We start from the raw sequence: 26407 nt of genomic DNA on the forward strand, positions 1-26407 counted from the left end.
CGGGAGGGAAACCCCCGCCCATACGTTCTTCTCATGCACACTCCGCGAGTGGAGGAACCTCTCATGAGGTCCGGTCATACCGCCGTCCCGCGGTGGCGGGCGACAATCGGTTCGGCGCCGGGAACGGCGACCGTCGGAATTCCCCTGGAACACGAACCGACGCCGACACAACTGTCAGCGGCGCACGCGAAGGTCGTCGCCCTTCTCAGCGGTGAGGACGAGGTGGCCCTCGGCCCCGTGCCGCTCCTCGTGCCGGTGGCGGGCGCCACCTGGGCCGGCCTGGTGGACCGCGTCCGCGACGCGGCCGCCGCACCCGGCCACGGCTTCGAGACCGTGGTCGGCGCGACGCCCGGCACGCTGCCCGACGGCGTGGTGTTCGGGGTGTCCGTGGCCGACGGCGCACTGGTGCTGACGTACCGCACCGAGGACTTCGACGCCGACCACGCGACCAGGGTCGCCGGCTATCACCGCACGGCTCTGGGGCGCATCGCCGCGGAACCGGACGCCCCGCACGAGGAGCGCAGCCTGCTCTCCGCCGAGGAGCGGCGCCACCAGCTCGTCGGCATGGCCGGTCCGCAGCGGGAGCTTCCGGACCGCCGCTTCCACGAGCTCTTCGAGGACCGCGTACGACGGCACCCCGGCAAGACGGCCGCGATCATGGGCGAGCGCCGGATCACGTACGCCGAACTCAACGCCCACGCCAACCGGATCGCCCGGACCCTCCTCGCCCGCGGGCTGACCGCCGAGGATCCCGTCGCCGTGGTCACCGAGCGCAACCTGGACTGGATGGCCTGCGTCCTCGCCGTGTTCAAGGCCGGCGGCGTGTACGTGCCGATCGAGCCGCACTTCCCGGCGGACCGCATCGGCGCCACCCTCGACCGCGCCGGATGCGCCCTCGTCCTCACCGAACCGGCGAGCACCGCCACCCTCGACGAGGCGCTGCGCCACCGGCCGTCCGTCACCGTGCTCCACGTCGACGACGGCGACGGGGCCGACCCGACCGACCTCGGGATCGACATCGGCCCCGGCCGGCTGGCGTACGTCTACTTCACCTCCGGTTCCACCGGCACGCCCAAGGGGGTGATGTGCGAGCACGAGGGAATGCTCAACCACCTCTACGCCAAGACCGACGACCTCGGGGTGCGCGAGGACGACGTCGTCGCGCAGGTCGCCCCGCAGTGCTTCGACATCTCGCTCTGGCAGCTCGTCGCGGCCCTGCTGGTCGGCGGCACGACACTCATCGTGCCGCAGGAGGCGATCCTCGACGTGGAGAGGTTCGTGGAGGTCGTCCGCGGCGCCGACGTGGCCCAGCTGGTCCCCTCCTACCTCGAAGTGGTGCTGTCGCACCTGGAGGAGCACGGCGGCGGCCTCGGCCGGATCCGCTGCCTCTCGGCCACCGGTGAGGCGCTCAAGAAGGAGCTGGTGGAACGCTGGTTCGCGGCCTTCCCCGGCACCGCGCTCGTCAACGCGTACGGGCTCACCGAGACCTCCGACGACACGAACCACGAGGTGATGACCGAGCCGCCGCACGGCGACCGGGTCCCCCTCGGGCCGGCCATCGCCAACGTGCGGGTCTACGTCGTCGACCCCGGCCTCGAACCGGTGCCGCTCGGCTCGCCCGGCGAGATCGTGTTCGCCGGAGTGTGCGTCGGCCGCGGCTACATCAACGACCCGGAGCGCACGGCCGCCGCGTACGGCCTGGATCCGCACCGGCCGGGGGAACGGCTCTACCGCTCCGGCGACTTCGGTCGCTGGCGTCCCGACGGCAAGCTGGAGTTCCTGGGCCGCCGCGACGCGCAGGTGAAGCTGCGCGGCTTCCGCATCGAGCTCGGGGAGATCGAGAACCGGCTGCTCGGCGTGGCCGGGATCCGTGACACGGCCGTGGTCGTCGTCGGTGAGAGCCTGGCCGCGTTCTACGCCGCCGCCGAGGAGGTGCCGGTCGACGAGCTGCGGACGCGCCTGGCGGCCGCCCTGCCGCCCTACATGGTGCCGAGCCGCTTCCATCGCCTCGACGCCCTGCCGCTCACCGCCAACAGCAAGATCGACAAGAAGCGGCTCGCGGAGCTCGCCGCGGCCGACGAGGACGGGCCGGAGCCGCCGGTCACCCCGACGGAACAGCGGATCGCCGCCGCCTGGGCGGCCGTGCTCGGCCTCGCGCCCGAACGGGTCGGCCGCGACAGCCACTTCTTCGACTCGGGCGGCACCTCCCTCTCGGCCGTACGCCTCGTCGTGAAGCTCGACCGGGCCGTGTCGCTGAAGGAACTCACCCGGTACCCGCGCCTGAGGGAACTCGCCGCGTTCATCGACGGAACGGGCGAGCCGCAGAAGGCGGATACCGGGACGGGCTTCCTCAACCCGCTCCTGCTGCCCCCCTCCCCGACCGGCACTCTCGTCTGCTTCCCCTACGCGGGCGGCAACGCCATCAACTTCCACGCCCTGGCAGGCGAGTTGGCGGACAGCGGGCTGGCCGTTCACGGGGTGGAGCTGCCGGGACACGACCTCACGGCCGAGACCGAGCCGTTCGTCTCCCTGGAGCGGGCCGCCAAGGAGGTGGCGAGCGAGATCGGCCGGTGCGCCGCCGGCCCGGTCCTGTTGTGGGGACATTCGTCCGGGGCCGCCCTGGCGGTGACGACCGCGCGCCTTCTCGAGCAGACGGGGCACGACGTGCGAGCCGTCCTGATCGGCGGCCAACTCGTCGGCTCCCCGGACGTCCGGCGCGGGCACAGCGCCGAGATCGAAGCGCTCACGCCCCTGGAGGTCGCGGCGCGGCTCAGCGGCGACGGCGGCTACGCCGATCTCGCCGGGACGGACACGACCCGCGCGGCGCTGGTCGGCGCGGCGTACCGGCACGACGTCCTGGAAGCGAACGCGTTCTTCGCCGACGCCGCGGAGAACCCCCCGGCCGTGCTCCTCGAGGCCCCGCTGACCCTCGTCACCGCCGCCGACGACCCCGCCACCCGGGGCCACGAGGGGGCCCTGCCCGCCTGGCGCCGCATCGCCCGGACCGTCGAGCTCCGTGAGCTTCCCGACGGCGGTCACCACTTCTTCCGCACCAGGCCGGCGCAGACCGCCGCCGTCGTGCGGGCCGTCCACGACATGTACCGACGAGAGCGAGTGTGAAAGTGCCGCCGATTGATACGGATCCCTTCGCCGGACTGGAAGGGCACCGTGACGAGGGCCGTCCGGCCGTCGTCATCGCTGCCGACGCGCCGGACCCGGCGGCCTGGGCCGCCCGACACCACGAAGCGCTGCGCCGGATCGTCGCCGCGCAGGGCGCCGTGCTGGTGCGTGGTCTGGGACTGTCCGACGCCGCCGGCGCCGCCGCGGTCCTCAAGGTCCTGGGGAACGACCTGATGTCCGAGCGCGAGGCGTTCGCGCCCCGCTGGACGTACGACGACCGTGTCTACTCGTCCTCCAAGTGGCCGCCGAACCAGCCGATGTGCATGCACCACGAGCTGAGCTACGCGGTCGAGTTCCCGGCGACCATGGCTTTCGCCTGCCTGAGCGCGCCCACCACCGGCGGGGCCACCGCCCTGGCCGACGCCGGCCGTGTCCTCGGACAACTGCCGGCCGACCTCGTGGAGCGCTTCGAGCGGGAGGGGTGGCTGCTCACCCGCAGCTACAACGACGAGATCGGCGTTCCGTGGGAGGAGGCGTTCGGCACCACCGACCGCTCGGAGGTCGAGGCGTACTGCGCGGCGAACGACATCTCCCTCGAGTGGCGCGGCCGGGAACTGCGCACCAGCCAGCGCCGGCCGGCGGTTCTCCGGCACCCCGCGGACGGCCGGCGGCTCTGGTTCAACCAGATCGCCTTCCTCAACCAGTGGACGATGGCGCCCGAGGTACGGGAGTACCTGGTCGACGTCTACGGCGCCGAAGGCCTGCCGTTCAACACGAGTTTCGGCGACGGCGGCGAGATCACCGAGGACGTCGTCGCGCTGATCAACAAGGTGTACGACTCCGTCACCGTCGCCGAGCCGTGGCGCCCGGGCGACGTGATGCTCGTCGACAACCTCCGCATGGCGCACAGCCGGCTGCCCTACGAAGGAGCCCGCGAGGTGCTCGTCGTGATGGCGGATCCCACCACCCGTTCCGTATAGAGGGCCAGAGGCCACATGACCCAGCACAGCCCAGATTTCGCAGTGATCTCCGGCCGGCAGGTGCAGCGCGCACTGAGCGGGCAGGAGAAGCTGGTCACGGAGATCGTCGAAGCGGCCTACGTCGCGCACGGCACCGGGAAGACGGTCAACCCGCCGTCGTACTTCCTGCGGTTTCCCGACCGGCCCACGGCCCGGATCATCGCCCTCCCGGCGTCGCTCGGCGGCGACGACGCCGTGGACGGGCTCAAGTGGATCTCCAGTTTCCCGGAGAACGTGAGGTCCGGGCTGCCGCGCGCTTCCGCGGTCCTCATCCTCAACGACCCGCGCACCGGCTACCCGTACGCCTGCCTGGAGAGCTCGATCATCAGCGCGAGCAGGACGGCCGCGTCGGCCGCACTGGCCGCCGACCGGCTCACCCGCGGACGGCCCCGCCCGACCCGGGTGGGCTTCGTCGGCACCGGTCTGATCGCCCGCTATCTGCACACGTATCTGGCGGGCACCGGTTGGAGCTTCGACGAGGTCGGTGTGCACGACCTGTCCGACGACCACGCCGCCGGATTCGCCGACTACCTGGACCGCTCGGGCGAGAACGGCCGGGTGAGCGTGCACGCCGACGTGGACGACCTGATCCGCGCCAGCGACCTGGTCGTCTTCGCCACGGTGGCGGGCGCCCCGCACATCAGCGACCCGGAGCTGTTCGCCCATCACCCGCTCGTGCTCCACGTCTCGCTGCGGGATCTGGCGCCGGAGATCATTCTCGACGCGGCCAACTACGTCGACGACGTCGAGCACTGCCTGAAGGCCGACACCTCGCCGCACCTGGCCGAACAGCTCTCCGGCAACAGGGACTTCCTCGACGGGACCCTCTACGACGTCATGACGGGCCGCGCCACGGTGCCGTCGGATCGCACGGTGGTGTTCTCCCCGTTCGGCCTGGGGGTGCTCGACCTCGCGGTCAGCGCCCACGTCTACGACCAGGTGGCGCGAAGCGGCGACCTTCACGTGGTCGAGGACTTTTTCCACGAGATGAGCCGGTACGGCGGCTAGGGGCGACTGCCCGGAACGGGAGAGAGCTGTGCCAATAATTTCAGAGCCGCAGCAGTACCACGAGAACGATCTGTTCGTCGACCTCCAACGGACCTTCGGACGCAGGCTCTACCTCAAGTGCGAGGGGTTCAACTTCGCGGGTTCGATCAAACTCAAGGCCGCCCGGGCGATGGTCGACGCGGCGGAGGCCGGCGGGGTGCTGCGGCCCGGCTCGATTCTGGTGGAGTCGTCGTCGGGCAACCTCGGCGTCGCGCTGAGCATTCTCGCCGCCAGCAAGGGCTACGGCTTCGTCTGCGTCACGGACAGCAGGTGCAACCTGGCCACGACGCAACTCATCGAGGCCATGGGCGGCACGGTCCACACCGTCACGGAGCCCGCGGCGGACGGCGGTTTCCTCGGCGCGCGGCTGCGTCTGGTGAAGGAGCTGTGCGAGTCGGACGAGCGCCATGTCTGGCTCAACCAGTACGCGAACCCGAACAACGCGCTCGCCCACTACTGGGGCACGGCGCCGGCGATCGCCGAGCGCTTTCCCGATCTGCAAGTGGCCTTCATCGGCGCGGGCACGACCGGCACGCTCATGGGATGCGCCCGCTACTTCAAGGAGAACCGTCCCGACGTCAAGGTCGTCGCGGTCGACGCGGTCGGCTCGGTGACCTTCGGAGGGCCGTCCCTGCCGCGGCAGATCCCCGGCCTCGGCACGGGCGTCCGCCCACCGCTGCTCGACCGGTCCTACGTGGACGACGTGATCCACGTGGGCGAGGTGGAAACCGTGCGGGCCTGCCGCCGACTGGCCAGACGCGGCTTCCTCTTCGGCGGATCCACGGGGACGGTGATCAGCGGCGCCCTGCGCTGGCTCGACGAGTACGCGCCGGGTCCGGACGTCACGGCCGTGGCGGTCGCACCGGACATGGGCGACAGGTACCTGGACTCCATCTACCACCGGAGCTGGGTCGAGGAGATCTACGGCAGCGCTGCCCTCGCCGGTGAGTTCGAAGAGCTCGGGGAAGTCCCCCTGATGTCCACCACGGGTGTTGCCTCATGACAGAGCTGCTGGAGAACGAAGTCCGCGACGACGCCGCCTTCGCCCTCGGCGGCGAGGCCGCCGCCGTGGAGGCCGTCGCGCGGAAGATACTGCACGTCGCCGACGGCCGGGTCGACTCCCCGGAGTTCGTGGTGGCCGCCCGGGACGCCTGGGACGACCTCCCTGCCCGGCTCCGGCGGGAGATCCGCCGGTTCCGCCGGCACTCCGGCCCCCGCGGCCGCCTGCTGATCCGCGGGCTTCCGGTGGGCGACGAGTCGCGGTGCACCCCGTCGAGCGCCGACTCGGTCCAGCGGGAGTCCTCCGTCGCCGCCGCGATCCTCCTCATGGTGGCCTGCGGGCTCGGCGACCCCGCCGCCTACCTCCAGGAGAAGTCCGGCGCCCTGGTGCAGGACGTCGTGCCCGTCCCGGGCCGTGAGGAGTTCCAGGGGAACGCGGGATCGGTCCTGCTGTCCTTCCACACCGAGAACGCGTTCCACGAACACCGCCCGGACCACGTCATGCTGATGTGTCTGCGCACCGACCACGAGGGTGTCGCGGGCACGCGCACCGCCTGCGTCCGCGAGGTCCTGGACCTGCTCGGCCCGGCGGCCAGGAAGACGCTGAGCCTGCCCGAATTCACCACCGAGGCCCCGCCGTCCTTCGGCGCCGGTCGTCGGGGCGCGCTCCGGCACCCCGTGCTGGGGGGATCGTGGACCGATCCCGACCTGCGCGTCGACTTCGCCGCCACCCGGGCCACCACGCAGGAGGGGACCGCCGCCCTCGCCGAACTGGGCGCGCTCTTCGAGCGGGTGTCGACGACGTCGCAACTGCTCCCCGGAGACCTGGTCATCGTCGACAACCACGTCACCGCGCACGGGCGCACCGCGTTCACCCCCCGCTACGACGGCCGGGACCGCTGGCTGCAACGCACCTTCGCGCTGACCGCCCTTCGGCGTTCGCGGGGACAACGCCCGGACGACGGTTACGTGCTGGTTGAATGAAAACGAGGTCGACGCGAGGGATCGACCGTCAACGAGGGAGCGCGCAGTGCGAGTGGTCATCGCCGAGGACTCGGTCATTCTCCGGGAAGGCATGGTGGAACTGCTGACCGCCCGAGGCTGTGAGGTACTCGCCACCGCGGACGACGCGGACGGACTGCTGGCCGCGGTGGCCGCACACTCCCCGGACGTCGCCGTGGTCGACATCCGCATGCCTCCCACCCACACCGACGAAGGCATCCGCGCGGCCGTCCGGATCCGCGCGGACCACCCCGAGGTGGGCGTCCTCGTCTTCTCCCAGCACGCGGAACCGTCCTGGGCGGCCCGGCTGCTCGCCGGCGAGGCGTCGGGCATCGGGTACCTGCTCAAGGAACGCGTCGCGGCCACCGCCGACTTCATCGAGGCGCTGCGCAGGGTCGCGGCCGGCGGCGTGGCCCTCGACCCGGAGATCGTCAGCCGCATGCTGAACACCGGCAGCCGTCCCCTCGACCGGCTGACCGAGCGCGAACGAGTGGCCCTGGACCTGATGGCGCAGGGCCACTCGAACCGTTCCATCGCCGAACTGCTCGTCATCTCCGAACGCGCGGTCGAGAAGCACGCGGCCTCCATCTTCGCGAAGTTCGACCTTCCTCCGGCCGCCGCGGACAACCGCCGCGTCAAGGCCGTCGTGGCGTACCTACAGGAGTCCAGGACCTGACCGCGGGCCCGGATCGCGGCCGGGCACGTCCCTGGGGGGCGGATATCCGAACCCCGAGGACGGGAGGTAGCACGATGGCCCTCAGCAGCCGGGTTGCCGAGAATGAAGGCATGTCACTGAGCACCGGGACCCGAGCCCGACCTTCCGTGGAAAGCGGTCTGGGAATTCGCGTGGAGAACCTGCACCGCTCGTACGGCCGTGGCCGTGCCGCGGTCCACGCTCTGCGCGGGGTGGACATCGGCTTCGCCCCCGGCACCTTCACCGCGGTGATGGGCCCGTCCGGATCGGGCAAGTCGACCCTGTTGCAGTGCGTGGCGGGAATGGACCGGCAGACCTCCGGAACGGTCCACTGGGACACGACGGACATCACCTCCCTGCCCGAGCGCCGCCTGGCACAGCTGCGGCGCGCGGAGGCGAGCTTCATCTTCCAGTCGTACAACCTGATGCCGGCCATGACGGTCGAGCAGAACGTCGCCCTGACCTCCCGGCTGGCGGGCGAGCGCGTGGACTGGGCGGCGGTCGCCGACTGCCTCGAGCGGGTGGGCCTCGCCGACCGGAGGAAGGAACGGCCCGGCCGGCTCTCCGGCGGCCAGCAGCAACGCGTCGCCGTGGCGCGTGCGTTGTTCGCCCGGCCGCGCGTCCTGTTCGCCGACGAGCCGACCGGCGCGCTCGACCGTGCGAGCGGACGCGAGGTGCTGTGGCTCCTGCGCGAGGGGGTCGAGAACGACGGCCGCACCTGTGTCATGGTCACGCACGATCCGGTCGCGGCGAGTTTCGCGGACCGGGTGGTCGTCCTCGCCGACGGAGTCCTGGTCGACGAACTGGTGCGCCCGTCGGCCGCGCAGATCTCCGAGAAGCTGAGTGAACTCGCATGCTGAGGCTCGCCCTAGGGCTGCTGCGGGCCAGGCCCTCCCTGCTCGCGGGGCCCGCGACGGTGCTCCTGATGGCCGTCTCCGTGATCACCATGTTCGGCTCCCTCATCGCCACGGCGATCGACGGCCACGCAGGCTCCCGGCTCGGCGTGATCGGCGGGGCGTTCGGCGAGATCGCGATGCTGATGACGCTGTTCACCGTCACCAACACGCTCTCGTTCGCCGTGCGCGGGCAGGCCCGGGACATGGCGCTGCTGAGGACGAGCGGGGCGACGCCCGCACAGATCAGGCGCCTGATCAGGTGCCAGATCCTGTGGCTGACGCTCTTCGTCTCGCCGCCGGCCTGGTTGCTCGGCGCCTGGGGCGCCGACACGTTCATGGCGGAGCTGGCCGCCCGGGACATCGTGCCCGCGGACGCGGCAGTGGTGTGGTCCCCCTGGCCCCTGCTGATCGGCACGGCGGTCACGCTGCTGGTCGGAGTCGGCGCGGCGAAGCTCGCCGCACGCCGTGTCGTCCGCGGCCGGCCGTCCACCGTGCTCGCGCAGACGGCCGAGCAGACGAAGCTCGGCTGGCTCCGCGGGATCGCCGGTCTGCTCGTGATCGCGGGTTCCGTACCCCTCGTGGTGTTCACCTCCCGGCAGCCGGCCGACAAGTCCGCCCAGCTGGCTCTGCTCGGTTCGCTGCTCTTCCTGGTCGCCGTCGGACTGCTCGGCCCCCTGCTGGCACGACTGTCCATCGCGCTGCTGGGTGTGCCGTTCAGGCTGATGGGCCGCACGCACGGGGGAGACGCCGGTGGCGCCCTGGCCGCCGACAACCTGCGCGGGCATGCCCACCGCCTGTCCTCCGCCGTGGTGCCGATCGCCCTGCTGGTCGGGCTCTCCAGCGCCTTCGCCTCGGTCAGCGGCACCCTTGAGCAGGTGGCTCCGTCCGGCGCCTCCGCCGAGAGCGACATCTGGCTGCGCGGGGTGGAACTCGCCATGCTGGCCGGCTTCGGGGCCGTGGCCACGGTGAACACCCTCGCCTCACTGACCACGGCGCGACGGCGTGAGTACGCGCTGCTCGCCCTGACCGGCGCGACCCGGCGGCAGTTGCTGCGCATGCTGGGCACGGAGGCCGTGCTGACCGCCCTGGCCGGAGTGGTGCTCGGCATTCTGGCCGCCGCGCCCATGAGCATGGCGTTCGCCTGGGCGGCGAGGGGCGAGGTGCTTCCCACGATCGCGTTCGACACCTATGCCCCTCTGGTGCTGGGACCCGTGGCACTGACCGTGCTGACGATCCTGTTCACCGGTGTGCGGGCCACCTCGGAGCCGGCGGTCACCGCCGTGGCCGCGCAGTGACCGCGGCCCGCCCGACGGACCAGGACCGCGACGGAGGACGGAGGGTGCGTCCGGGAGCGATCGTCTTCGCCCTCACCGGGGTGCCGCTCTCCCTCCTCGGCATGGCCTACGTCCTCGCGGTCCTCTACGTCGGCGGGCTGCTCTCCCTGACCGTGATCGGGCTGCCGGTCCTCGCGACCGGGCTGTCGGGAGCCCGCCACCTCGGCGGGGCTCACGCCCGGCTGATGAGGGCACTGCTCGGCGAGGACATCGATCCCCCCGCGCCGCCGGCGGCGGCGCCCGGCGCCTGGGCCTGGATCAGGAGTCGTCTGTCCGACGTGACCGCCTGGCGCAGCGTGCTCTACCTCACGCTGCGTCTCCCGCTCGACCTGGTCGCCCTCGTGGTGACGATCGCGCTGCCCGCCTTCGGCGTGTGGTCGATCGTCTGGACGGCGATGGCCGGCCCGGAGCTCTGGCTGGCGGTCACGGCGGTCCTCGGCGGACTGCTCGCCGTGGCCGTCGCCCCGTGGGCGGCGCGCACCGTGATGCGGGCGCACCGGTCGCTGGGCAGGAAGCTGCTCGGTCCCAGCACCTCCCAACTGCGGGTCCGCACGCTGGAACGGGCGCGCACCCTCGCCTTCGCCGAGGGCGCCCGCGACCTGAGGCAGGTCGAGCGGGACCTGCATGACGGCACGCAGGCCCAGTTGGTCGCGATCGCCATGACGCTGTCGTTGGCCACCGACACGCTGGAGGGCGAAGCCGCCACCGGACGCACCGGCGCCCTCGTCGCACGGGCCCGCAAGCAGACCGACGCGGCCATCGCGGAACTGAGGCGTCTCGTCGACGGGATGAGCCCCGCCGCGCTCGACCGGGGACTCGCCGACGCGCTGCCGCACCTGACGGGGCAGGCCGGCGTGTCCGTGGCCCTGACCGTGGAGATGTCACAGCGGCCTGACCCGGTGATCGAGCGGGTGGCGTACTTCTGCGTCGCCGAACTCCTCACCAACGTCTCCAAGCACAGCGGGGCGACGAAGGCGTCGGTCGACGCGCGCGTCGTCGGGAAGACGCTGCGGGTCCAGGTCCGCGACGACGGCGTCGGGGGAGCCCGCATCGGTGCGGGCAGCGGCCTGGCGGGTCTGAGAGAACGACTCACCGCGGTCGACGGCACCCTCGGCCTCGACAGTCCGCCCGGCGGCCCGACCACCGTCGTGCTGCGGATGCCGGTCCGGATCTGACCGCCGGCCCACGACGGGCCGCTCACGTCCGCCGCGGGGCCCGATGCGCCCCGCCCCCACACCACGGCGTCCTCGACGCCGCTTTCCCCCGGCACGACACGTCGCGCCGACCCATGCCCACAGGAAGGACGGCTGTCCATGCGTGCTGCCCGGATCAGACTCGGACTGCTGATATCCGGCCTCGCCGGATGCATCGTCGCATCCGTCACGGCCGCCGCCGCGACCCCGGTGCCCGGCCTGCCGGACCCGCCCCGGCAGGCGGCCGTGGCGGCCGGGGACCTCCCGGAGGTCTACCGCGAGAACCGGGACTACCTCGTCCGCGCGGCCGATGCGGCACGGCGGATGGGTGACGGTGACCGGGCCCGGGCACTGGACGAACTCGCCTCCCCCGACCGCGACTTCCTCGAGGTGTCCGCCGACGGCGACGGCCGGGCGGTGGAGGTGCTCGGAGACCTGGCGCACGCGCAGCGCGTCGCCCTGCTGGTTCCGGGCACGGACACCACCGTCGACACCTTCGACCACCTCGGCTCCCGGCACGGCTCGGTGGCCGGCGGAAGCCGGGCGCTGTACGCCGAGATGCGGGCCCTCGCACCGCACACGCGGGTCGCCGTCATCGGGTGGTACGGCTACCGGGCCCCCCGCACCAAGAGCCGCGACACCCTGACCCAGGACCGAGCGGAGGAGGGCGGCCGGCTGCTCCGCCGCCAGATCCGCCGGCTACGGGGGATCAACCCCGCTGCCTCCGTGGCACTCATGTGCCATTCGTACGGGTCCGTGGTGTGCGCGGACGCGGTGCGCGCCACGAGCGGGCCCGCGCAGTCCACGCTCACGGGTCTCGCGGTCTTCGGCAGCCCCGGGATGGGCGTCGGCTCGGCCGCCGAACTGGGCGCGAGCGTCCCGGTGTGGGCGGGGCGAGGCAGCGGGGACTGGATCTCGCACGTGCCGCACGCCCAGTACGGCCTGTTCGGCGAGAGGGTGGGGTTCGGCCCGGACCCGGCCTCCGCGGGGTTCGGCGCCCGACTGCTCCCCACCGGCGACAGCCGGCACGGCGACTACCTGCGCCCCGGCAGCCTCTCGCTGCGCGGCCTCGCGCTCATCGGCCTGGACCGGGGCCGGCAGGTGTCCCGTGGCTGACGTCCAGGTCGGCGCGGACGTCGAGCGCCCCACCCGCTTGGCCTGGGACGACCTGGCAACGGCACGGCCCGTCCCGCCGGCGCCGATGCGGCGGCTGCACCGCGCCGTGCTGCGCGTCGACGCGGCGACCCCGTTCTCCCGCGACCGCGCGGTCGACGTCCTGCGGGCCTACTCCATCCTGGGCGTGGTCCTCGGCCACTGGCTGGTGAGCGCGGTGGTCCTCCGGGCGGGCGGCCATCTGGCGGGCGACAGTCCCCTGCACCACATGCCGGCCCTCGCGCCGGTGTCGTGGCTGTTGCAGCCGCTCGCGCTGTTCTTCTTCGTCGGCGGCCGGGTCGGATCCCGCAGCCATGCCTCCGCGGTGGCGACCGGGACCCGCTATCGGACCTGGCTGGCCCGGCGCCTGCGGCAGTTGGCGCGTCCGACCCTGGCCCTGCTGGGTGTCTGGGGGTCGGTGCTGATCGGGCTGGCCCTCGAAGGCGTGGCGTACGAGACGATCCGCACCCTGGTACGGCTCGCGGTGTCCCCGCTCTGGTTCCTGTGCGTCTACGCGGTGATCACGGCGGCCACCCCGCTGATCAGGCGGTGCGGTGCGGGCCGGCTGCTGCCGGTGGCCTTCGCGCTGGTCGTGGCCACGGACCTGGCGCGCGAGCTGGTCGGCGACGCGGGATGGGCCGGTTCGCTCCGCTGGCTGAACGTCCTCACCGGCTGGCTGGTGCCCTACGCCCTGGGGGTGCTCTGGGGGGCAGGCGGCCTCGCCCGCCGCAGGCACGCCGTCGGCATGCTCGTCGGCGGAGCGGCCGGTACGGCCGGCCTGGTGCTGTGGTGCGACTATCCGGCGAGCATGGTCGGCGTCCCCGGGGCCGCCCTGTCCAACCTCAACCCGCCGAGCCTGGCGGCCGTCTGCTTCGGCCTGGCCCAGTGCGGTCTCGGACTGCTGCTGTGCGGCCCGCTCCGCCGGCTGACCGGACAGCCGTCGGAGCCGGCCCCGTCGCTCCCCGCCCGCGCGTACGACGCGCCGGGGGCACGGGCCACCGCGGGACAGTTCTGCTGGGCGGCCGTGGCGTCGCTGAACCTCTCGGCCATGACGGTCTTCCTCTGGCACCAGACGTCCATGCTCGCCGCCACCGTGTTCTGGCTCGGCGTCGGGCAGCGCCTGCCCGGGCTCCACACGGCGCCGGATGATCCGCGCTGGGTGGCTTTCCGTATGGCCTGGATCCCTGTTTTCGCCTGCGTGCTGGCTGTTTTCTGGCTGGCTTTCAAAGACGTGGAAAAGGCTGCCAGGCGATCGCCCGATAAGCGGTCGATAATCGAATAATGCCGCACTCGCCTATGGTTTCCGGCGTTTCTCAATTGCATTCCGGCGCAGTTCACAGCAGGAGGAATCTCGTGGCCATATCGAACAATATCCCGTCCTCGGTGGAAATGAGCACGGGCGTGGCCTCCGCGCCCGGCGCCGCGCATTCCCTTCGGGGCCTCACCGTGCACGCGGTCTCGGAACTCTACGTGAAGTACCAGGACGACCTGCGTGCCGTCAGGGATCGGCAACGGGAGTTCCTCCGGCAGCGCGGCAAGTCGATGAAGGCGCAACTCGACGACTACGAGGCCGAGATCACCTACCTGCTGCTGCGCGAGTACCGGCCCGAGAGGGTGGTCGAGATCGGCACGTTCTACGGCTGGTCCACCATGTGGATCCTCAGCGCTCTGCGCGACAACGGAACGGGGCACCTTTACTCGTTCGACATCGTCGACCGTGTCGTCAGCAATGTTCCGGCAGATCTCTCCGCCGACCGCTGGACATTCACCAAGGGCGATGTCCGGGAAACGCTCGGCGACACGGTCGGCAGCGCGGACTATCTCTTCATCGACGCCGACCACGGTGCTCGGTTCGCTCGCTGGTACGTCGAGAACGTTTTCCCGAAGGTGCGCTCCGGAACCCCGACCAGCGTGCACGACGTCTTCCACGGACGCCGGCCCAAGCCGATCAGCGAGGGCTCGGTTCTCATGAAGTGGCTCGCCGAGCGGAACACGAGCTTCTTCACCCCCTCGGCCGCGAAGGCGCCCGAAGTCATCGAGCAGCTCAGCAGGACGAAGAAGGAACTGGGGCTCGACACTCCGGTGCGCGAGAGCCGCCACAACCCGATGGTCTTCTTCACCCTCGGATAACGCCATGGAGCCACCGAAGGCGAGACACCGGGGGCCTTGGGTCTGATTTTCCCAGTTGGTCGGATTTCGGGCAGGATATGAGAATCCGCCCGTGCGGAAAAAGAAGTTGTCCGAGCGGAGCTGTTTGTGATCAGGTTTCCGTGGGGGTGTGTACCGAAGCGGGTGCGCCCCCGGTGAGACCTCATTTTCCGGCTCTCGTCGGGGCGAACGGTCCTGATGTGGTCCCCAAGTGTCGGGACTGTGAAAGACGAAGGGCCGCGATGGCGCGGAGATGAGGCGTGAGGCCAAGATCACGATCGTGTCCGGCCGCTCTCCGCGTGGCCGGGTTGACCGGTGGGAGTAGGGTATGGACGGTATGCCCGCCCCCTGCGTCGGTGCCGTTTGGCCTGATGACAGCGGTGCGGGGCGACGGCAGGCGGGCGCGCGAGAGAGGGGGAGCGGCCTCGGGAGGGCACAGCGCCTCCAGGGCAGCCGGTGTCCCTCGACCGGGCGTCCGTGTGTATGGGGAAAGTGGCGGGAGTGCCGTCCTGCCAGGGAATCACTGGGTGCGCGTGTTGACCTCACCGCCCCATCCGGCATGCGAAGCAGATGGAAGCGTTGTGGGTATTCGCCCCGTTGTCACGCATCTGTGCGACATGGATGTGATGAAAGACGGAGGCGAGAGTGAGGCTGCCATACACGTCGGGCAGCCTCTTCGGCTTGTGACGGCATGTGCACCGATCGAGCTTGCCCAGAACGAGGTCAAGATTTTGGTCGCGCTGTAACTAACGGGGACTTTAGTAATGCATCATGCGGCTGCATTTTCGTTGACGCTACCACCAAAAACGGAGGTAATGCCTCCGCATATTCGGGCGCAGCAGAGAAGCGTCGGACGGACCGATCCGAACGTCTCTTTCCAGGTGCTCGGCCCGCTGGAGGCATGGGTAGGGCCGCGCAAGGTCGAGATCGGCGGACCTCGCCAGCGCATCGTGCTGGCGATGCTGCTGCTCGCGCCGGACCGGGTCGTGTCGATCGACCAACTGGTCGAGGCGGTCTGGAACGGGCGGCCGCCGACCACGTGCCGCACCCAGATCGCCATCTGCGTGGCCAGCCTGCGCAAGGCGTTTCGGACCGCCGGGTACACAGGCGAGCTGATCGGCACTTCCGCGCCCGGCTACCTGCTGCGCTCGGACGGACACCACATCGACTCGATGGAGTTCGCCGCCGGCGTGGACTCCGCGCAGACGCTGGCGCGCCACGGGGACGTCGGCGCTGCCGCCGAGCGGCTCGGACAGGCGCTCGGGCTGTGGCGGGGTCCGGTTCTCACGGACATGTCCAGCCCCGTCCTGGAGACGGAGGCGGAACTCCTCGATCACCGAAGGCTCACCGCGTACGAGCAGTACGCGACGCTGCAACTGCAACTCGGCCGGCATCGTGAGGTCATCTCCGAGCTGACGGCCCTCGTGCACGACCGGCCGTTGTGGGAACAGGCGCGAGCCGCGCTCATGCTCGCCCACTACCGCTCGGGTCACCGGTCCGAGGCGCTCGCCCTCTTCCGCCAGGCGCAGCGGGTCTTCCGCGAGGAGATCGGCCTCGAACCCGGTCGCGTCCTTCAGGACCTGCACACGGCCATCCTTCAGGAGGCCTCCGACCTGATGCCGCCCACGGACCCGACCGGGCCGCTGAACACGGTCGCCGCCCTGCCTCGACTGATGTCGTCGGCCGTGGAGTTGATCGGACGGGACGGTGAGATCCGATCGCTCGACGCCCTGCTTCGCCGGGGCCGCGAAGGGATCTCGTCCGTGGGCCTGGTGATGGGCCGCCCCGGAATCGGCAAGACGGCCCTGGTGCTGTACTGGGCACGCAGGGCGGCACACGCGTTTCCCGACGGGCAGCTCTACGTCGACTTCGAACGGACCGGCACCGCCGACGCCCCGGCCGCCCTCCTGCGCGCCCTCGGCATGTCGGACGCCGAGATACCGCGCACCTACCAGGACCGGCTCAGGGAGTTCCATCGGCAGATCGGGGAGCAACGGCTCCTGGTCATCCTCGACGGGGTCCCCGACGACAGCGTCGCCCATGACTTCGTCCCCAAGGCGGGCAGGGCCTGCGTCCTGGTGACCAGTCGGCGCGTGCTCGCGACCGCGGCGCAGGTCCGGCTGAGCGTGCCGGAGTTGAGCCCGGCGGACTCCGTGACGTTGCTCGGCTCCCTCGTGGACGACGGACGGGTCGAGGAGGACAGGATCGCCGCGCACCGCCTCGCCTCGTTGTGCGACCACCTGCCGCTCGCCCTGTCCGCGGCGGCCGCACGCCTCGTCGCCAAGCCCCACTGGCGCTTCCCCCATCTGCTGACCCGGCTCGGCGACCGCCGGCACCGGCTGGAGGAACTCAGCGCGGGGGCGCCCGTTCTGCGTCGGGTCCTGGACAGCGTGTACCGGACGCTGTCGCCCGCGGCCGCCGACCTCTACGCGCGGCTCGGTCTCATCAACGGCGAGTGCATAGCGGTCTGGGAGGCTCAGGCCCTCCTCGAAGTCGGCGCGATGGCCGCACAGCGGCTGCTCGAGGAGCTGGTGGACGCCACGTTGATCGAAGTGGCCGACACCGGCCCGGACGGCTGGTTCCGGTACCGTCTGCCCACGCTGCACGCCCTGCACGCGGAGGAGACGGCTCACACGGAGGTGGCCGCCTCCGTCCGCAAGGCGGCCTGCGACCGCGTGCTGGCAGCCTCCCCCTCCCACGTGAAGTGCGCCCGATAGCAGGGCGATACCGACCCTTCGTAGGGTCGACCGACCGAGCACCTCCCTCCCTCCTGCCGGGCCCACGGCTCGGCAGGTCTCGCCGGTGACGGCCCGGCGGCGGCGGTCCGGCGCGTCCCCGTGCGCGGCGCGGCGGACACCGCGGTCGGTCCGCGGCGCCGGTCCGCACGAGCGGCGGGGTGCGTCCGGTGCGTGCCGCGCACCCCCACTCGAACACTCATTCGGAGGCGTACCATGATTGCCGCCCAGCAGACCAGCGCCTGGCTGCGGAGATACCGACCGGTGGAACGGCCCCGGGTGCGCCTCGTCTGCTTCGCGCATGCCGGCGGGGGTCCGAGCGCCTTCCGGACCTGGCCCACCGTGCTGCCGCCCGACGTCGAGGTGGTCGGGGTGCGCTATCCGGGGCGGCAGGACCGCGTGGCCGAGCCCTGCGTCGAGCGCATGGAGCCGATGGTCGAGGCGGTCACGGAGGCGCTCGCGCCGCTGCTCGACACCCCGCTCGTCCTGTTCGGCCACAGCATGGGCGCGTGGATCGCCTACGAGGTGGCGCAGCGGACGCCGGTGCGTGCGTTGATCGTCTCCGGTCAGGTGCCGCCCTCCCGACGACACTCCTCGCGCCCCGGCTCGGCCCGCCGCGGCGACGGCGGCGACCTCGGCGACGAGGCGCTCGTCGAGGAGGTCAAGCGGCTCGGCGGATACGACGCCGAGCTTTTCGAGGACCCCGAGCTGCGCGACCTCGTCCTGCCGCCGATCCGGGCGGACTTCGCTCTCGTGCGGACCTACCGACCGGGCCGCGCGGACCTGCTCGACTGCCCGGTGCACGCGTGCTACGGCGAGGACGACGCCGACACCCGGGCGCAGGACGTCGACGCCTGGGCCGAGGTCACCACGGGCCCCTTCACGGCGCACCGGTTCCCCGGCGGCCACTTCTACCTGGTCGACCACGAGGCGGCGCTGCTGCGTGAGCTCTCCTCGCTGCCGGCGGTGTCCCGTGTTTGATCCGACCGAGGCGAGCGTGGCCGCACTGCGACGGGCGCTCGGCGACGGGAGCCTCACCGCCCTCGAGCTGACCCGCTGGTACCTGGACCGCATCGAGCGCTTCAACGACACACTGTGCGCGGTCGTCGAAGTGAACCCGGACGCGGAGGAAGAGGCCGCCCGGCTGGACGCCGGTCCCGTCCGCGGTCCGCTGCACGGCATCCCCGTCCTCCTCAAGGACAACCTGGACACCGCCGATCGCATGCACACCACGAGCGGCTCGACGGTCATGCTCGGCTCCCGGCCCGACCGCGACGCCACCGTCGTGGCTCGGCTGCGGGCGGCCGGCGCCGTGCTGCTCGGCAAGGCGAACAAGACGTCGTGGATTCTCGGGCCCGCGGGCTGGAGCGCCCGGGGCGGCCAGACCCGCAATCCGTACGACACGACGCGCTCGCCGCACGGATCGAGTTCGGGGTCGGCGGCGGGCGTCGCGGCGAACCTGTGCGCGGTGGCGCTCGGCACCGAGACCATCGGGTCGATCCTGGGACCCGCCGCCGCGAACTGCCTCGTGGGAGTGAAGCCGACCACCGGCCTCACCAGCCGGGCGGGCATGATCCCCGGCATCCCCAGCTTCGACTCGGTCGGACCTCTCGCGCGTTCGGTCGCCGACGCGGCGCAGGTGCTCTCCGTGATCGCCGGGCCCGACCCCCGCGACCGCGCGACGGACGGCGCGCCCGTGGTCGACTACCTCGGCCTCCTCGGCGCCACCGACCTGCGCGGGGTGCGCATCGGCGTGCCCCGCACGATGTTCTTCGGCTACAGCGCAGCGGCCGACGCGGTGGCCGAGTCCGCGCTGGAGGCCCTGAGCCGGGTGGGCGCGGTCATCGTCGAGGGGACGGACATCCCGGGGGCGGACGAACTCACCACCGATCCGTCCTTCGGCCGCGTCGTGGTGAACGAGACCGCCCACGGCCTGGGGCAGTACCTCGCCCGGACGCCCGGCAGCCACCCGCGCACCATCGCCGCCCTGGTGGAGGCCAACCGGGCGAACGCCGCGGTCGAGCTGGAGCTGTACGAGCAGGACATCCTGGAGATGCTGGCGGCGCACACCGCGGACCTGGACGACCCGGGCTACCGTGACGCGTTGGCGACCGTGCGGCGAAAGGCGCGTGCGGAGGGCATCGACGCCGTCATGGACGAGCACCGCCTCGACGCGCTGGTCATGCCCACCTGTCCGCCGCCCTGGCCGATCGACGTCGTCGAGGGCGATCCCGAGCCGCACGGAGCCGCGCTCGTGCCCGGGTTGGCCGGCTACCCCGCGATCAGCGTGCCGGCGGGCTGGACGGAGGGCCTGCCCGTCGGCGTCACCTTCACCGGAAGGGCGTTCAGCGAACCCGTCCTGCTGCGCGTGGCGGACGTCTTCGAGCGGACGACGCCGTCCCGCCGCCCGCCCGGCGACCCCACCGGCGCAAGGTGAACGGCCGTGCTTGATCTCCTTCCGGGAAAGGACGACCCCGCCTGGCCGTCGGGGACCCGCGGTCTGAGGCTGCTCCCGCTGCGCGCAGTGCGCTACGTCCCGGACGAGGTCGGCGACCTGGCGGCCGTGACCTCGCCGCCGCTCGACGGCGCGGTCGGCCGGGAGGGGCGGGAGCCCGAGCATCCCCACCACGTCGTCCGCCTGATCCACCCGCGGGCCGGCACGGCCGAGGCCCGCCGCGCACAGGCGTCGAAGACGCTGCGCGCGTGGCTCGCCGAAGGCGTCCTCGCCGCCGACGCCGAACCCGCGCTGTACGTGTACGAACAGTCGCGGGGCGACCTCGTGCAGCGCGGCGTCATCGGCGCCCTGGAACTCTCGCCGCCCGAGGAGGGAATCGTTCTCCCCCACGAGGACGTCATCGCGCACGTCGTCGAGGAACGGGCGGACCTGGTGCGGGCCACCGCCGCGCAGCTCGAACCCCTGCTGCTCAGCTACCGGGGCACGGCCGCAGCGGCGGGAGCCACGTCCGCCGTCGAGCGGGCGACGGCCGGCCCGCCCCTGCTGGTCACCACCACGCGGGACGGCTTCCGGCATCGCCTGTGGTCGATGACCGACCCGGCCGAGATCGGCGAGGTGGCCGATCACCTGGCGGGTCACCGGGCTCTCATCGCCGACGGCCACCACCGGTGGGCCACCTACCTGCGGTTGCGGCGGGAGCAGGCCGTGACGCCCGGCCCGTGGGACTACGGCCTCGTTCTCCTCGTGGACACCGCGCAGTACCCCCTCCAGGTGGAGGCGATCCACCGGCTCCTCCCTCGGCTTCCCCTCTCCGAGGCGCTGGCCGCGGTGGGGGACTCCTTCCGCGTCCGGCGCCTGGCCACGTCCCTCGCCCAGGCCCTGGCAGCCCTGGAGGAAGCCGCCTCCACGGGCAACGCCTTCCTGCTCGCGGGCGACGGTTCCTATCACCTCCTCGACCGGCCGGACCCGGCGCTCCTCGCCCGCACGACGAGACGGGACCGTCCGGCGGACTGGCACGCCCTGGACGCCGCCGTGCTGCACGAAACCCTGATGGCCCGGGTGTGGCGCGTTCCCGATGCCGCCGACTGCGTCGCGTACCTGCACGACGCGGAGGCGGCGGTGGCACAGGCCGAGCGTCTCGACGCCACCGCCGTGCTGATGCATCCGGTACGCGAAGAGCTGGTCCACGACCTGGCGCGGCGCGGCGTCACGCTGCCGCGCAAGTCGACCTCCTTCGGCCCGAAACCGGCCTGCGGCCTGGTCCTGCGCAGCCTGGAGGACCCGTGCCCGTCCCCCGGGCAGGCGCCTGCCCCGCCGCGGACGAGGACCGGACCGGCGTCGCCCGCGGAGCGGCCGCGGGACGCGCGTGCCTGCCTCAGCCGAGAAGCCGCAGCGCCCGGGTGAGTGCGCTGTCGCGGCCGGCCGCGAATTCGGCCTCGGTGAAGACGGGCACGCGGACGGTGGGGGCGATGCCGGTCCCGTCGAAGGCCGCGCCGTCGGAGGCGAGGTACTTCTCGTTGGGCAAGGTGACGGACCAGCCGTTGGGCAGGACCCGGTCCATCGTGTCCGACAGGGCGCCCTGGGTGTTCTCACCGATGCGGACGGGGGCCGGGGTGCGGTTCATGAGGGCCTGGACGAAGGTCTCGCCGGCGCTGACGGTCAGCCGGCCGGTGAGCAGGGCGATCGGGCCGGTGTAGACCGGACGGCCCGAACGCGGGCTCACCCCGATCGGTTGGGCCGGGGTGAACCGTTGCGCGCCCGGGGTGTTGTCGCGGGCCCGCTTCGTGTAGGCGGTGTACGCACGGGTGGTGAGCCTGGAGGCGAGCCGCAGCCCGAGGGGGTCGGACCCGCCGCCGTTGAAGCGCAGGTCGATGACGAGGGCGCGCAGCGCGTCGGGGCCACAGGTGCGCGCCCTGGTCAGGACGGCGTCGAGGGCTCGGTCGAGTTCGGCCCGGTCCCCCGGGTAGTCGTCCTTCCCGGTGAAGCCGGAGAAACGGGTGATGCGCAGATAGCCGATGCGGTGGGGCAGGTCGGCGTAGCCGATGGCGCCCCGCCCCCAGCGCCGTTGGGGCGCGCCCACGCTCGCGGCCGTCGCCTTGTCGATCTTCCTGACGGTGGCGGACGTGGGCGTCTCGGTGTCTGCTCGACGGCCCGTGAAGCGCCGATTCCCGCCCGCGACGATCGCGGTGTGGGCGTCGTGCAGCGGCTCGATCATGTCTTCGAGGATGCCGAACAGTTCGGCGTCGGTGGTGTCGGCGGTGACGGCGGGGCGGTAGCGGTCGCGCACGGCGGTCCAGTCGACGCCCTTGGCCGCGAACGAGGGGTAGTTCTCCGCGTACGTCTGCCAGAAGGCGTCGAAGACGGAGCGGGGGTCCCGGGCCGGCTTCCTGCGGCACCTGTCGGGGAGCTCGTGGACGCGGCGCAGGGTGCGAGACCCCGCGTCGTCCTCGAAGCGGAGCGTGACGGCGTCGCCCGCGCCGTCGGCGTTCGGGGTCAGGGTGATGCGCCCGGCCTCCTCGCTGTCGGCCGGCGTGAAGTCCACGGCGCCGCCCGCCCGGGACGGGCCGCTGCGGTCGGCCTCCAGGCCGCCGGGCAGACAACTCACGCGCGTCGTCTCGTAGGTGCGCAGGTGACGTCCGTCGACCGAGACGACGGTGCCGTATCCGGTGCTCCGCCACAGTCCCCGCACCGACGGATGCGCGGCCGCGGCGTCCCGGGGCGCCGGGGTGGCGCACGTCATGGCGGGCAGGGCGGCGGCGGCGAGGGCGAGTGCGACGGCGCGGAACGGGGCGCGCCTGCGGCGGACCGTGAGGTGCATGTCCCTCACGTTACGGAGAGTGCGGCCTCCGGCACCATGGGGTGTCCACCCGCTTGCGGGTTCGGGAATCCGAACCGGCCGGCCCTCGCCGGTCGTCCCCCGATCGTCCCGCGGGGTCGTCCGGCCCGTGACGGTCGCCGGCCGTGATGCGCCCGCGCGCAGCGGTCCGCGCGGGCTTCGTGTGCCGGGTCGGGTGGTGTGAGAGGCTGCATCGCATGAACCGGCTGGCTGGTGTGACCTCGCCCTATCTGTTGCAGCACGCCGACAATCCGGTCGACTGGTGGCCATGGGGGTCGGCGGCGTTCGAGGAGGCGAAGCGGCGCGACGTGCCGGTTCTGCTGTCGGTCGGCTACTCCGCGTGCCACTGGTGCCACGTGATGGCGCACGAGTCCTTCGAGGACCAGGAGACCGCGGACCGCCTCAACGCGCACTTCGTCAGCGTGAAGGTGGACCGCGAGGAGCGCCCCGACGTCGACGCCGTCTACATGGAGGCCGTGCAGGCGGCCACCGGGCAGGGCGGCTGGCCCATGACGGTGTTCCTGACGCCCGACGGCGAGCCCTTCTACTTCGGCACGTACTTCCCGCCCGAGCCCCGGCACGGCATGCCGTCCTTCCGGCAGGTGCTGGAGGGGGTCCGGCAGGCCTGGACCGAGCGGCGCGACGAGGTCGCCGAGGTCGCCGGGAAGATCGTCCGGGACCTGGCGGGGCGGGAGATCTCCTACGGCGACAGCCTGGCCCCCGGTGAGCAGGAGCTCTCGCAGGCGCTGCTCGGGCTGACCCGGGAGTACGACGCGCAGCGCGGCGGGTTCGGCGGGGCGCCGAAGTTCCCGCCGTCCATGGTGATCGAGTTCCTGCTGCGCCATCACGCGCGCACCGGGGCCGAGGGCGCGCTCCAGATGGCCCAGGACACCTGTGAGCGGATGGCGCGGGGCGGGATCTACGACCAGCTCGGCGGGGGGTTCGCCCGGTACTCCGTGGACCGCGACTGGATCGTGCCGCACTTCGAGAAGATGCTCTACGACAACGCGCTGCTGTGCCGGGTCTACGCGCACCTGTGGCGCGCCACCGGCTCCGAGCTCGCGCGGCGGGTCGCCCTGGAGACCGCCGACTTCATGGTCCGGGAACTGCGCACCGAGCAGGGCGGGTTCGCCTCCGCGCTCGACGCCGACAGCGACGACGGCACCGGCCGGCACGTCGAGGGCGCGTACTACGCGTGGACGCCCGGGCAGTTGAGGGACGTGCTGGGGGAGGAGGACGCCGAGCTCGCCGCCCGCCATTTCGGGGTGACCGAGGAGGGCACCTTCGAGCACGGCTCCTCGGTGCTGCAACTCCCGCAGCAGGACGGCCTGTTCGACGCCGCGCGGATCGAGTCGATCAGGGACCGGCTGCTCCGGGCCCGGGCCGAGCGCCCCGCGCCCGGCCGGGACGACAAGGTCGTCGCCGCCTGGAACGGGCTGGCGATCGCCGCGCTCGCCGAGACGGGCGCGTACTTCGACCGGCCGGACCTCGTCGACGCGGCCCTGGCCGCCGCCGACCTGCTCGTGCGGCTGCACCTCGACGACCAGGCCCGCATCGCCCGCACCAGCAAGGACGGGCAGGTCGGGGCCAACGCGGGCGTCCTGGAGGACTACGCCGACGTCGCCGAGGGCTTCCTCGCGCTCGCGTCCGTCACCGGGGAGGGCGTCTGGCTGGAGTTCGCCGGGTTCCTGCTCGACCACGTCCTGACCCGGTTCGTGGACGCCGGATCCGGTGCGCTCTTCGACACGGCCGTGGACGCCGAGCGGCTCATCCGGCGGCCGCAGGACCCGACCGACAACGCCGCGCCGTCCGGCTGGACGGCCGCCGCAGCGGCGCTGCTTGGCTACGCGGCGCACACCGGCTCGGAGCCGCATCGCGCGGCGGCCGAGCGGGCCCTGGGCGTGGTGAAGGCGCTCGGTCCGCGCGTTCCCCGGTTCATCGGCTGGGGGCTGGCCGCGGCCGAGGCGCTGCTCGACGGTCCGCGCGAGGTCGCGGTCGTCGGCGCGGGGCCGGACGACCCGGGGGCGAGGGAGCTGCACCGTACGGCGCTGCTGGCCACCGCACCCGGAGCCGTCGTCGCGTCCGGCGTCGCGGGCGGCGACGAGTTCCCGCTGCTCGCGGGCCGGCCGCTGGTCGACGGCCGGCCCGCCGCCTATGTCTGCCGCGGCTTCACCTGCGACGCCCCGACCACCGATCCGCAGCGGCTGCGCGACGCGCTCGGCGGCTGACGGGCGCCGGTGACGGGCCGGACGCCGGGGATCTCGCAGACATCGACGATCGCGGGGCGCCCGCGGCCGGCGGCTAGCCCGCGAACTCCGCCAGGGCGCGTTCCACGATGGCGACCAGCTGCTCGTGGTGCGCGCCCTTCCAGTAGGCGCGCCCGCAGGAGCGGCACTGGGCGAAGACGTCGTAGGACTGCTGGGTGCCCTTGCGGAGCTGGTCGGCGACCTCGTCCTTGGTGGCCTGCCGCAGCACGCCGTTGCAGGCGGTGCACCTGGTCCAGGGGCGGAGCTCGGGCGCGAACCGGTCCAGGACGTCGCGCAGTTGTTCCTCGGGCGCGGTGCTGTAGACGTAGGCGCCGGCCCACAGTTCACGGCGGCGCAGCAGGCCCCGGTCGCGGCTGAGCATGACCCGTCGTTCGGCTGCCGAGAGGGCGGCGAGGGCCGGGTCCCCGATGTCGGTCGACTCGTAGGCGACGTCCACGCCGAGCAGGCGCAGCCGGCGGGCGAGGGTGCCGAGGTGGACGTCGAGGAGGAAGCGCAGCGGGGCTCCCGGCACCCGCTGGGGCCGGGCGACCGGGCGCACGCTCACCGACTCGCCGTCGGCGGGGATGTGCGAGACGGGCCTGTCCTGCCCGTCGACGAGCAGGGCGCCGACCTCGGTGAGGGGCACGCCGAGCGACTCGACGACATGGCCGAGGGTCGAGACGCCGTCGACGGCGAGGTCGGTGGCGCCGGCGCGCCGGGCGTGCGGGACGAACAGGGCCAGCTCGGGGGCGACTTCGACGCGGATCCGGTGTGCGTTCACCCGGTCAGGATGGCACGCGGGAGTCGTCGGGGCTCAGCTCTTCTCCGCTGCGCCGAGGCCGTGTTCCAGGACGGTCAGGGCACGGTCGAGGAGGGCGGGGAAGTCGTCCCGGTGGCCGTTCTGCGCCCAGTACAGGGAGGTCTCCATCAGGCCGGCGACGAGGGACATCGCGTGGACGCGGAGCTCCAGGCCGTCGGGGTCGCGGCCGGTGCGCCCGGCGATCGCCTCGCAGAGCAGGCGGCCGGTGACCGACATGCTCTCCCGCATCCGCGAGCGCACGGCCGGGACGTCCACGAGCAGCCGCGTGCGCAGCCGGGCCGCCTCGGGGTCGTCCTCGACGCCGGCGCGGGCGGCCGCCAGCAGGACGTGACGGACGGAGTCGGTCCAGGCCTCGTCCCTCGGGCGGGCCCGCAGTTCCTCCACCAGGACGGGGCCGTACTCGTCCGCGAGGACGATGTCCTCCTTGGTCGGGAAGTAGCGCAGGACGGTCGACGGCGAGACCTCGGCCCGGTCGGCGATCCGGTCGATCGTCGTGGCGACGTAGCCCTGTTCCTCGACGAGAGCGTAGGCGGCGGCGCGGATCGCCTCGCGGGTCCTGGTCTTCTTGCGCTCGCGCAGGCCCGGTCGGGGGTGGTCGGCGGGAGGGCTGATGCGTGCGGCCGTCATGGGGCTCATTGTCCGGCACCGGCCCGCGCGGCCTTTGCGGCCGAGGCCGCGGGGGCCGGCACGGGACGGCCACGGCTCGAAAGC

General features: G+C 72.5%; 20 protein-coding genes. 17 read left to right on the forward strand and 3 right to left on the reverse strand.

Going from position 1 to position 26407, the window contains the following annotated elements; genetic code table 11:
• Positions 1–63 precede the first annotated feature (63 nt).
• The 16 genes from KMS84_RS04705 (at position 64) to KMS84_RS04780 (ending at position 21198) form a co-directional block, all read left to right on the forward strand.
• The gene (locus KMS84_RS04705) at positions 64–3120 is read left to right on the forward strand and encodes a non-ribosomal peptide synthetase (protein ID WP_256914744.1); all 3057 of its coding nucleotides are present in this window, start codon (positions 64–66) and stop codon (positions 3118–3120) included.
• 2 nt (positions 3121–3122) lie between these two features.
• On the forward strand, positions 3123–4100 hold the full coding sequence (locus tag KMS84_RS04710) for a TauD/TfdA family dioxygenase (protein WP_438818898.1): 978 nt from the start codon (positions 3123–3125) through the stop codon (positions 4098–4100).
• Between the two features lie 15 nt (positions 4101–4115).
• Entirely contained in the window at positions 4116–5147 is a 1032-nt protein-coding gene (gene sbnB / locus KMS84_RS04715; protein WP_256914745.1) for a 2,3-diaminopropionate biosynthesis protein SbnB, read from the forward strand.
• A 28-nt stretch (positions 5148–5175) separates the two neighbouring features.
• Entirely contained in the window at positions 5176–6189 is a 1014-nt protein-coding gene (gene sbnA / locus KMS84_RS04720; protein ID WP_256914746.1) for a 2,3-diaminopropionate biosynthesis protein SbnA, read from the forward strand.
• Positions 6186–7169 carry a TauD/TfdA family dioxygenase gene (locus KMS84_RS04725; protein ID WP_256914747.1) on the forward strand — a complete coding sequence of 328 codons (984 nt, stop codon included), beginning with the start codon at positions 6186–6188 and terminating at the stop codon, positions 7167–7169. Before sbnA ends, KMS84_RS04725 begins: the two co-directional genes overlap by 4 nt.
• Before the next feature lie 52 nt (positions 7170–7221).
• Positions 7222–7863, forward strand: coding sequence for a response regulator (locus tag KMS84_RS04730; RefSeq protein ID WP_256914763.1), 642 nt, complete (start codon positions 7222–7224; stop codon positions 7861–7863).
• A 170-nt stretch (positions 7864–8033) separates the two neighbouring features.
• Positions 8034–8741 (forward strand): ABC transporter ATP-binding protein, encoded by a 708-nt coding sequence (locus tag KMS84_RS04735; protein WP_308287953.1) that lies wholly within the window; start codon positions 8034–8036, stop codon positions 8739–8741.
• Complete coding sequence (locus KMS84_RS04740; RefSeq protein WP_256914749.1) at positions 8735–10072, forward strand: FtsX-like permease family protein; 1338 nt, start codon at positions 8735–8737, stop codon at positions 10070–10072. Before KMS84_RS04735 ends, KMS84_RS04740 begins: the two co-directional genes overlap by 7 nt.
• A 44-nt stretch (positions 10073–10116) precedes the next feature.
• The gene (locus tag KMS84_RS41200) at positions 10117–11286 is read left to right on the forward strand and encodes a sensor histidine kinase (RefSeq protein WP_256914750.1); all 1170 of its coding nucleotides are present in this window, start codon (positions 10117–10119) and stop codon (positions 11284–11286) included.
• A 138-nt stretch (positions 11287–11424) separates the two neighbouring features.
• Entirely contained in the window at positions 11425–12420 is a 996-nt protein-coding gene (locus KMS84_RS04750) for an alpha/beta hydrolase (RefSeq protein ID WP_256914751.1), read from the forward strand.
• On the forward strand, positions 12413–13738 hold the full coding sequence (locus KMS84_RS04755; RefSeq protein ID WP_256914752.1) for an acyltransferase family protein: 1326 nt from the start codon (positions 12413–12415) through the stop codon (positions 13736–13738). The genes KMS84_RS04750 and KMS84_RS04755 overlap by 8 nt, the downstream gene beginning before the upstream one ends.
• A gap of 119 nt (positions 13739–13857) precedes the next feature.
• The gene (locus KMS84_RS04760; RefSeq protein ID WP_256914753.1) at positions 13858–14586 is read left to right on the forward strand and encodes a class I SAM-dependent methyltransferase; all 729 of its coding nucleotides are present in this window, start codon (positions 13858–13860) and stop codon (positions 14584–14586) included.
• Positions 14587–15485: 899 nt separating this feature from the next.
• Positions 15486–17321, forward strand: coding sequence for an AfsR/SARP family transcriptional regulator (locus KMS84_RS04765; protein WP_256914754.1), 1836 nt, complete (start codon positions 15486–15488; stop codon positions 17319–17321).
• A gap of 234 nt (positions 17322–17555) precedes the next feature.
• Positions 17556–18320: a thioesterase II family protein gene (locus KMS84_RS04770; RefSeq protein WP_256914755.1), complete on the forward strand. Its 765-nt coding sequence runs from the start codon at positions 17556–17558 to the stop codon at positions 18318–18320.
• A gap of 16 nt (positions 18321–18336) precedes the next feature.
• Positions 18337–19776, forward strand: coding sequence for an amidase family protein (locus KMS84_RS04775; RefSeq protein ID WP_256914756.1), 1440 nt, complete (start codon positions 18337–18339; stop codon positions 19774–19776).
• Between the two features lie 6 nt (positions 19777–19782).
• Complete coding sequence (locus KMS84_RS04780) at positions 19783–21198, forward strand: DUF1015 family protein (protein WP_256914757.1); 1416 nt, start codon at positions 19783–19785, stop codon at positions 21196–21198.
• Here the strand turns inward: KMS84_RS04780 and KMS84_RS04785 are convergent.
• Positions 21170–22612 carry a S41 family peptidase gene (locus KMS84_RS04785; RefSeq protein ID WP_256914758.1) on the reverse strand — a complete coding sequence of 481 codons (1443 nt, stop codon included), beginning with the start codon at positions 22610–22612 and terminating at the stop codon, positions 21170–21172. The genes KMS84_RS04780 and KMS84_RS04785 overlap by 29 nt on opposite strands.
• A gap of 215 nt (positions 22613–22827) precedes the next feature.
• Between KMS84_RS04785 and KMS84_RS04790 the strand changes: the two genes are divergently transcribed.
• A complete protein-coding gene (locus KMS84_RS04790) occupies positions 22828–24858 on the forward strand; it encodes a thioredoxin domain-containing protein (RefSeq protein WP_256914759.1) in 2031 nt (676 codons plus the stop codon).
• Between the two features lie 73 nt (positions 24859–24931).
• Here the strand turns inward: KMS84_RS04790 and KMS84_RS04795 are convergent, their stop codons facing one another.
• Positions 24932–25657: a Mut7-C RNAse domain-containing protein gene (locus KMS84_RS04795; protein WP_256914760.1), complete on the reverse strand. Its 726-nt coding sequence runs from the start codon at positions 25655–25657 to the stop codon at positions 24932–24934.
• 33 nt (positions 25658–25690) lie between these two features.
• Positions 25691–26323 (reverse strand): TetR/AcrR family transcriptional regulator, encoded by a 633-nt coding sequence (locus KMS84_RS04800; RefSeq protein ID WP_438818899.1) that lies wholly within the window; start codon positions 26321–26323, stop codon positions 25691–25693.
• Positions 26324–26407 lie beyond the last annotated feature (84 nt).

It is taken from the genome of Streptomyces hilarionis, assembly GCF_024539675.1.
Classification (GTDB): Bacteria; Actinomycetota; Actinomycetes; order Streptomycetales; family Streptomycetaceae; genus Streptomyces; species Streptomyces hilarionis.

Excerpts from the sequence above, each read along its gene's own strand:
- KMS84_RS04785 (WP_256914758.1), bottom strand. The coding sequence starts at position 22,612 with ATGCACCTCACGGTCCGCCGCAGGCGCGCCCCGTTCCGCGCCGTCGCA.
- KMS84_RS04790 (WP_256914759.1), top strand. The coding sequence starts at position 22,828 with ATGAACCGGCTGGCTGGTGTGACCTCGCCCTATCTGTTGCAGCACGCC.
- KMS84_RS04750 (WP_256914751.1), top strand. The coding sequence starts at position 11,425 with ATGCGTGCTGCCCGGATCAGACTCGGACTGCTGATATCCGGCCTCGCC.
- KMS84_RS04770 (WP_256914755.1), top strand. The coding sequence starts at position 17,556 with ATGATTGCCGCCCAGCAGACCAGCGCCTGGCTGCGGAGATACCGACCG.
- sbnB (WP_256914745.1), top strand. The coding sequence starts at position 4,116 with ATGACCCAGCACAGCCCAGATTTCGCAGTGATCTCCGGCCGGCAGGTG.
- KMS84_RS04740 (WP_256914749.1), top strand. The coding sequence starts at position 8,735 with ATGCTGAGGCTCGCCCTAGGGCTGCTGCGGGCCAGGCCCTCCCTGCTC.
- KMS84_RS04800 (WP_438818899.1), bottom strand. The coding sequence starts at position 26,323 with ATGACGGCCGCACGCATCAGCCCTCCCGCCGACCACCCCCGACCGGGC.
- KMS84_RS04725 (WP_256914747.1), top strand. The coding sequence starts at position 6,186 with ATGACAGAGCTGCTGGAGAACGAAGTCCGCGACGACGCCGCCTTCGCC.
- KMS84_RS04705 (WP_256914744.1), top strand. The coding sequence starts at position 64 with ATGAGGTCCGGTCATACCGCCGTCCCGCGGTGGCGGGCGACAATCGGT.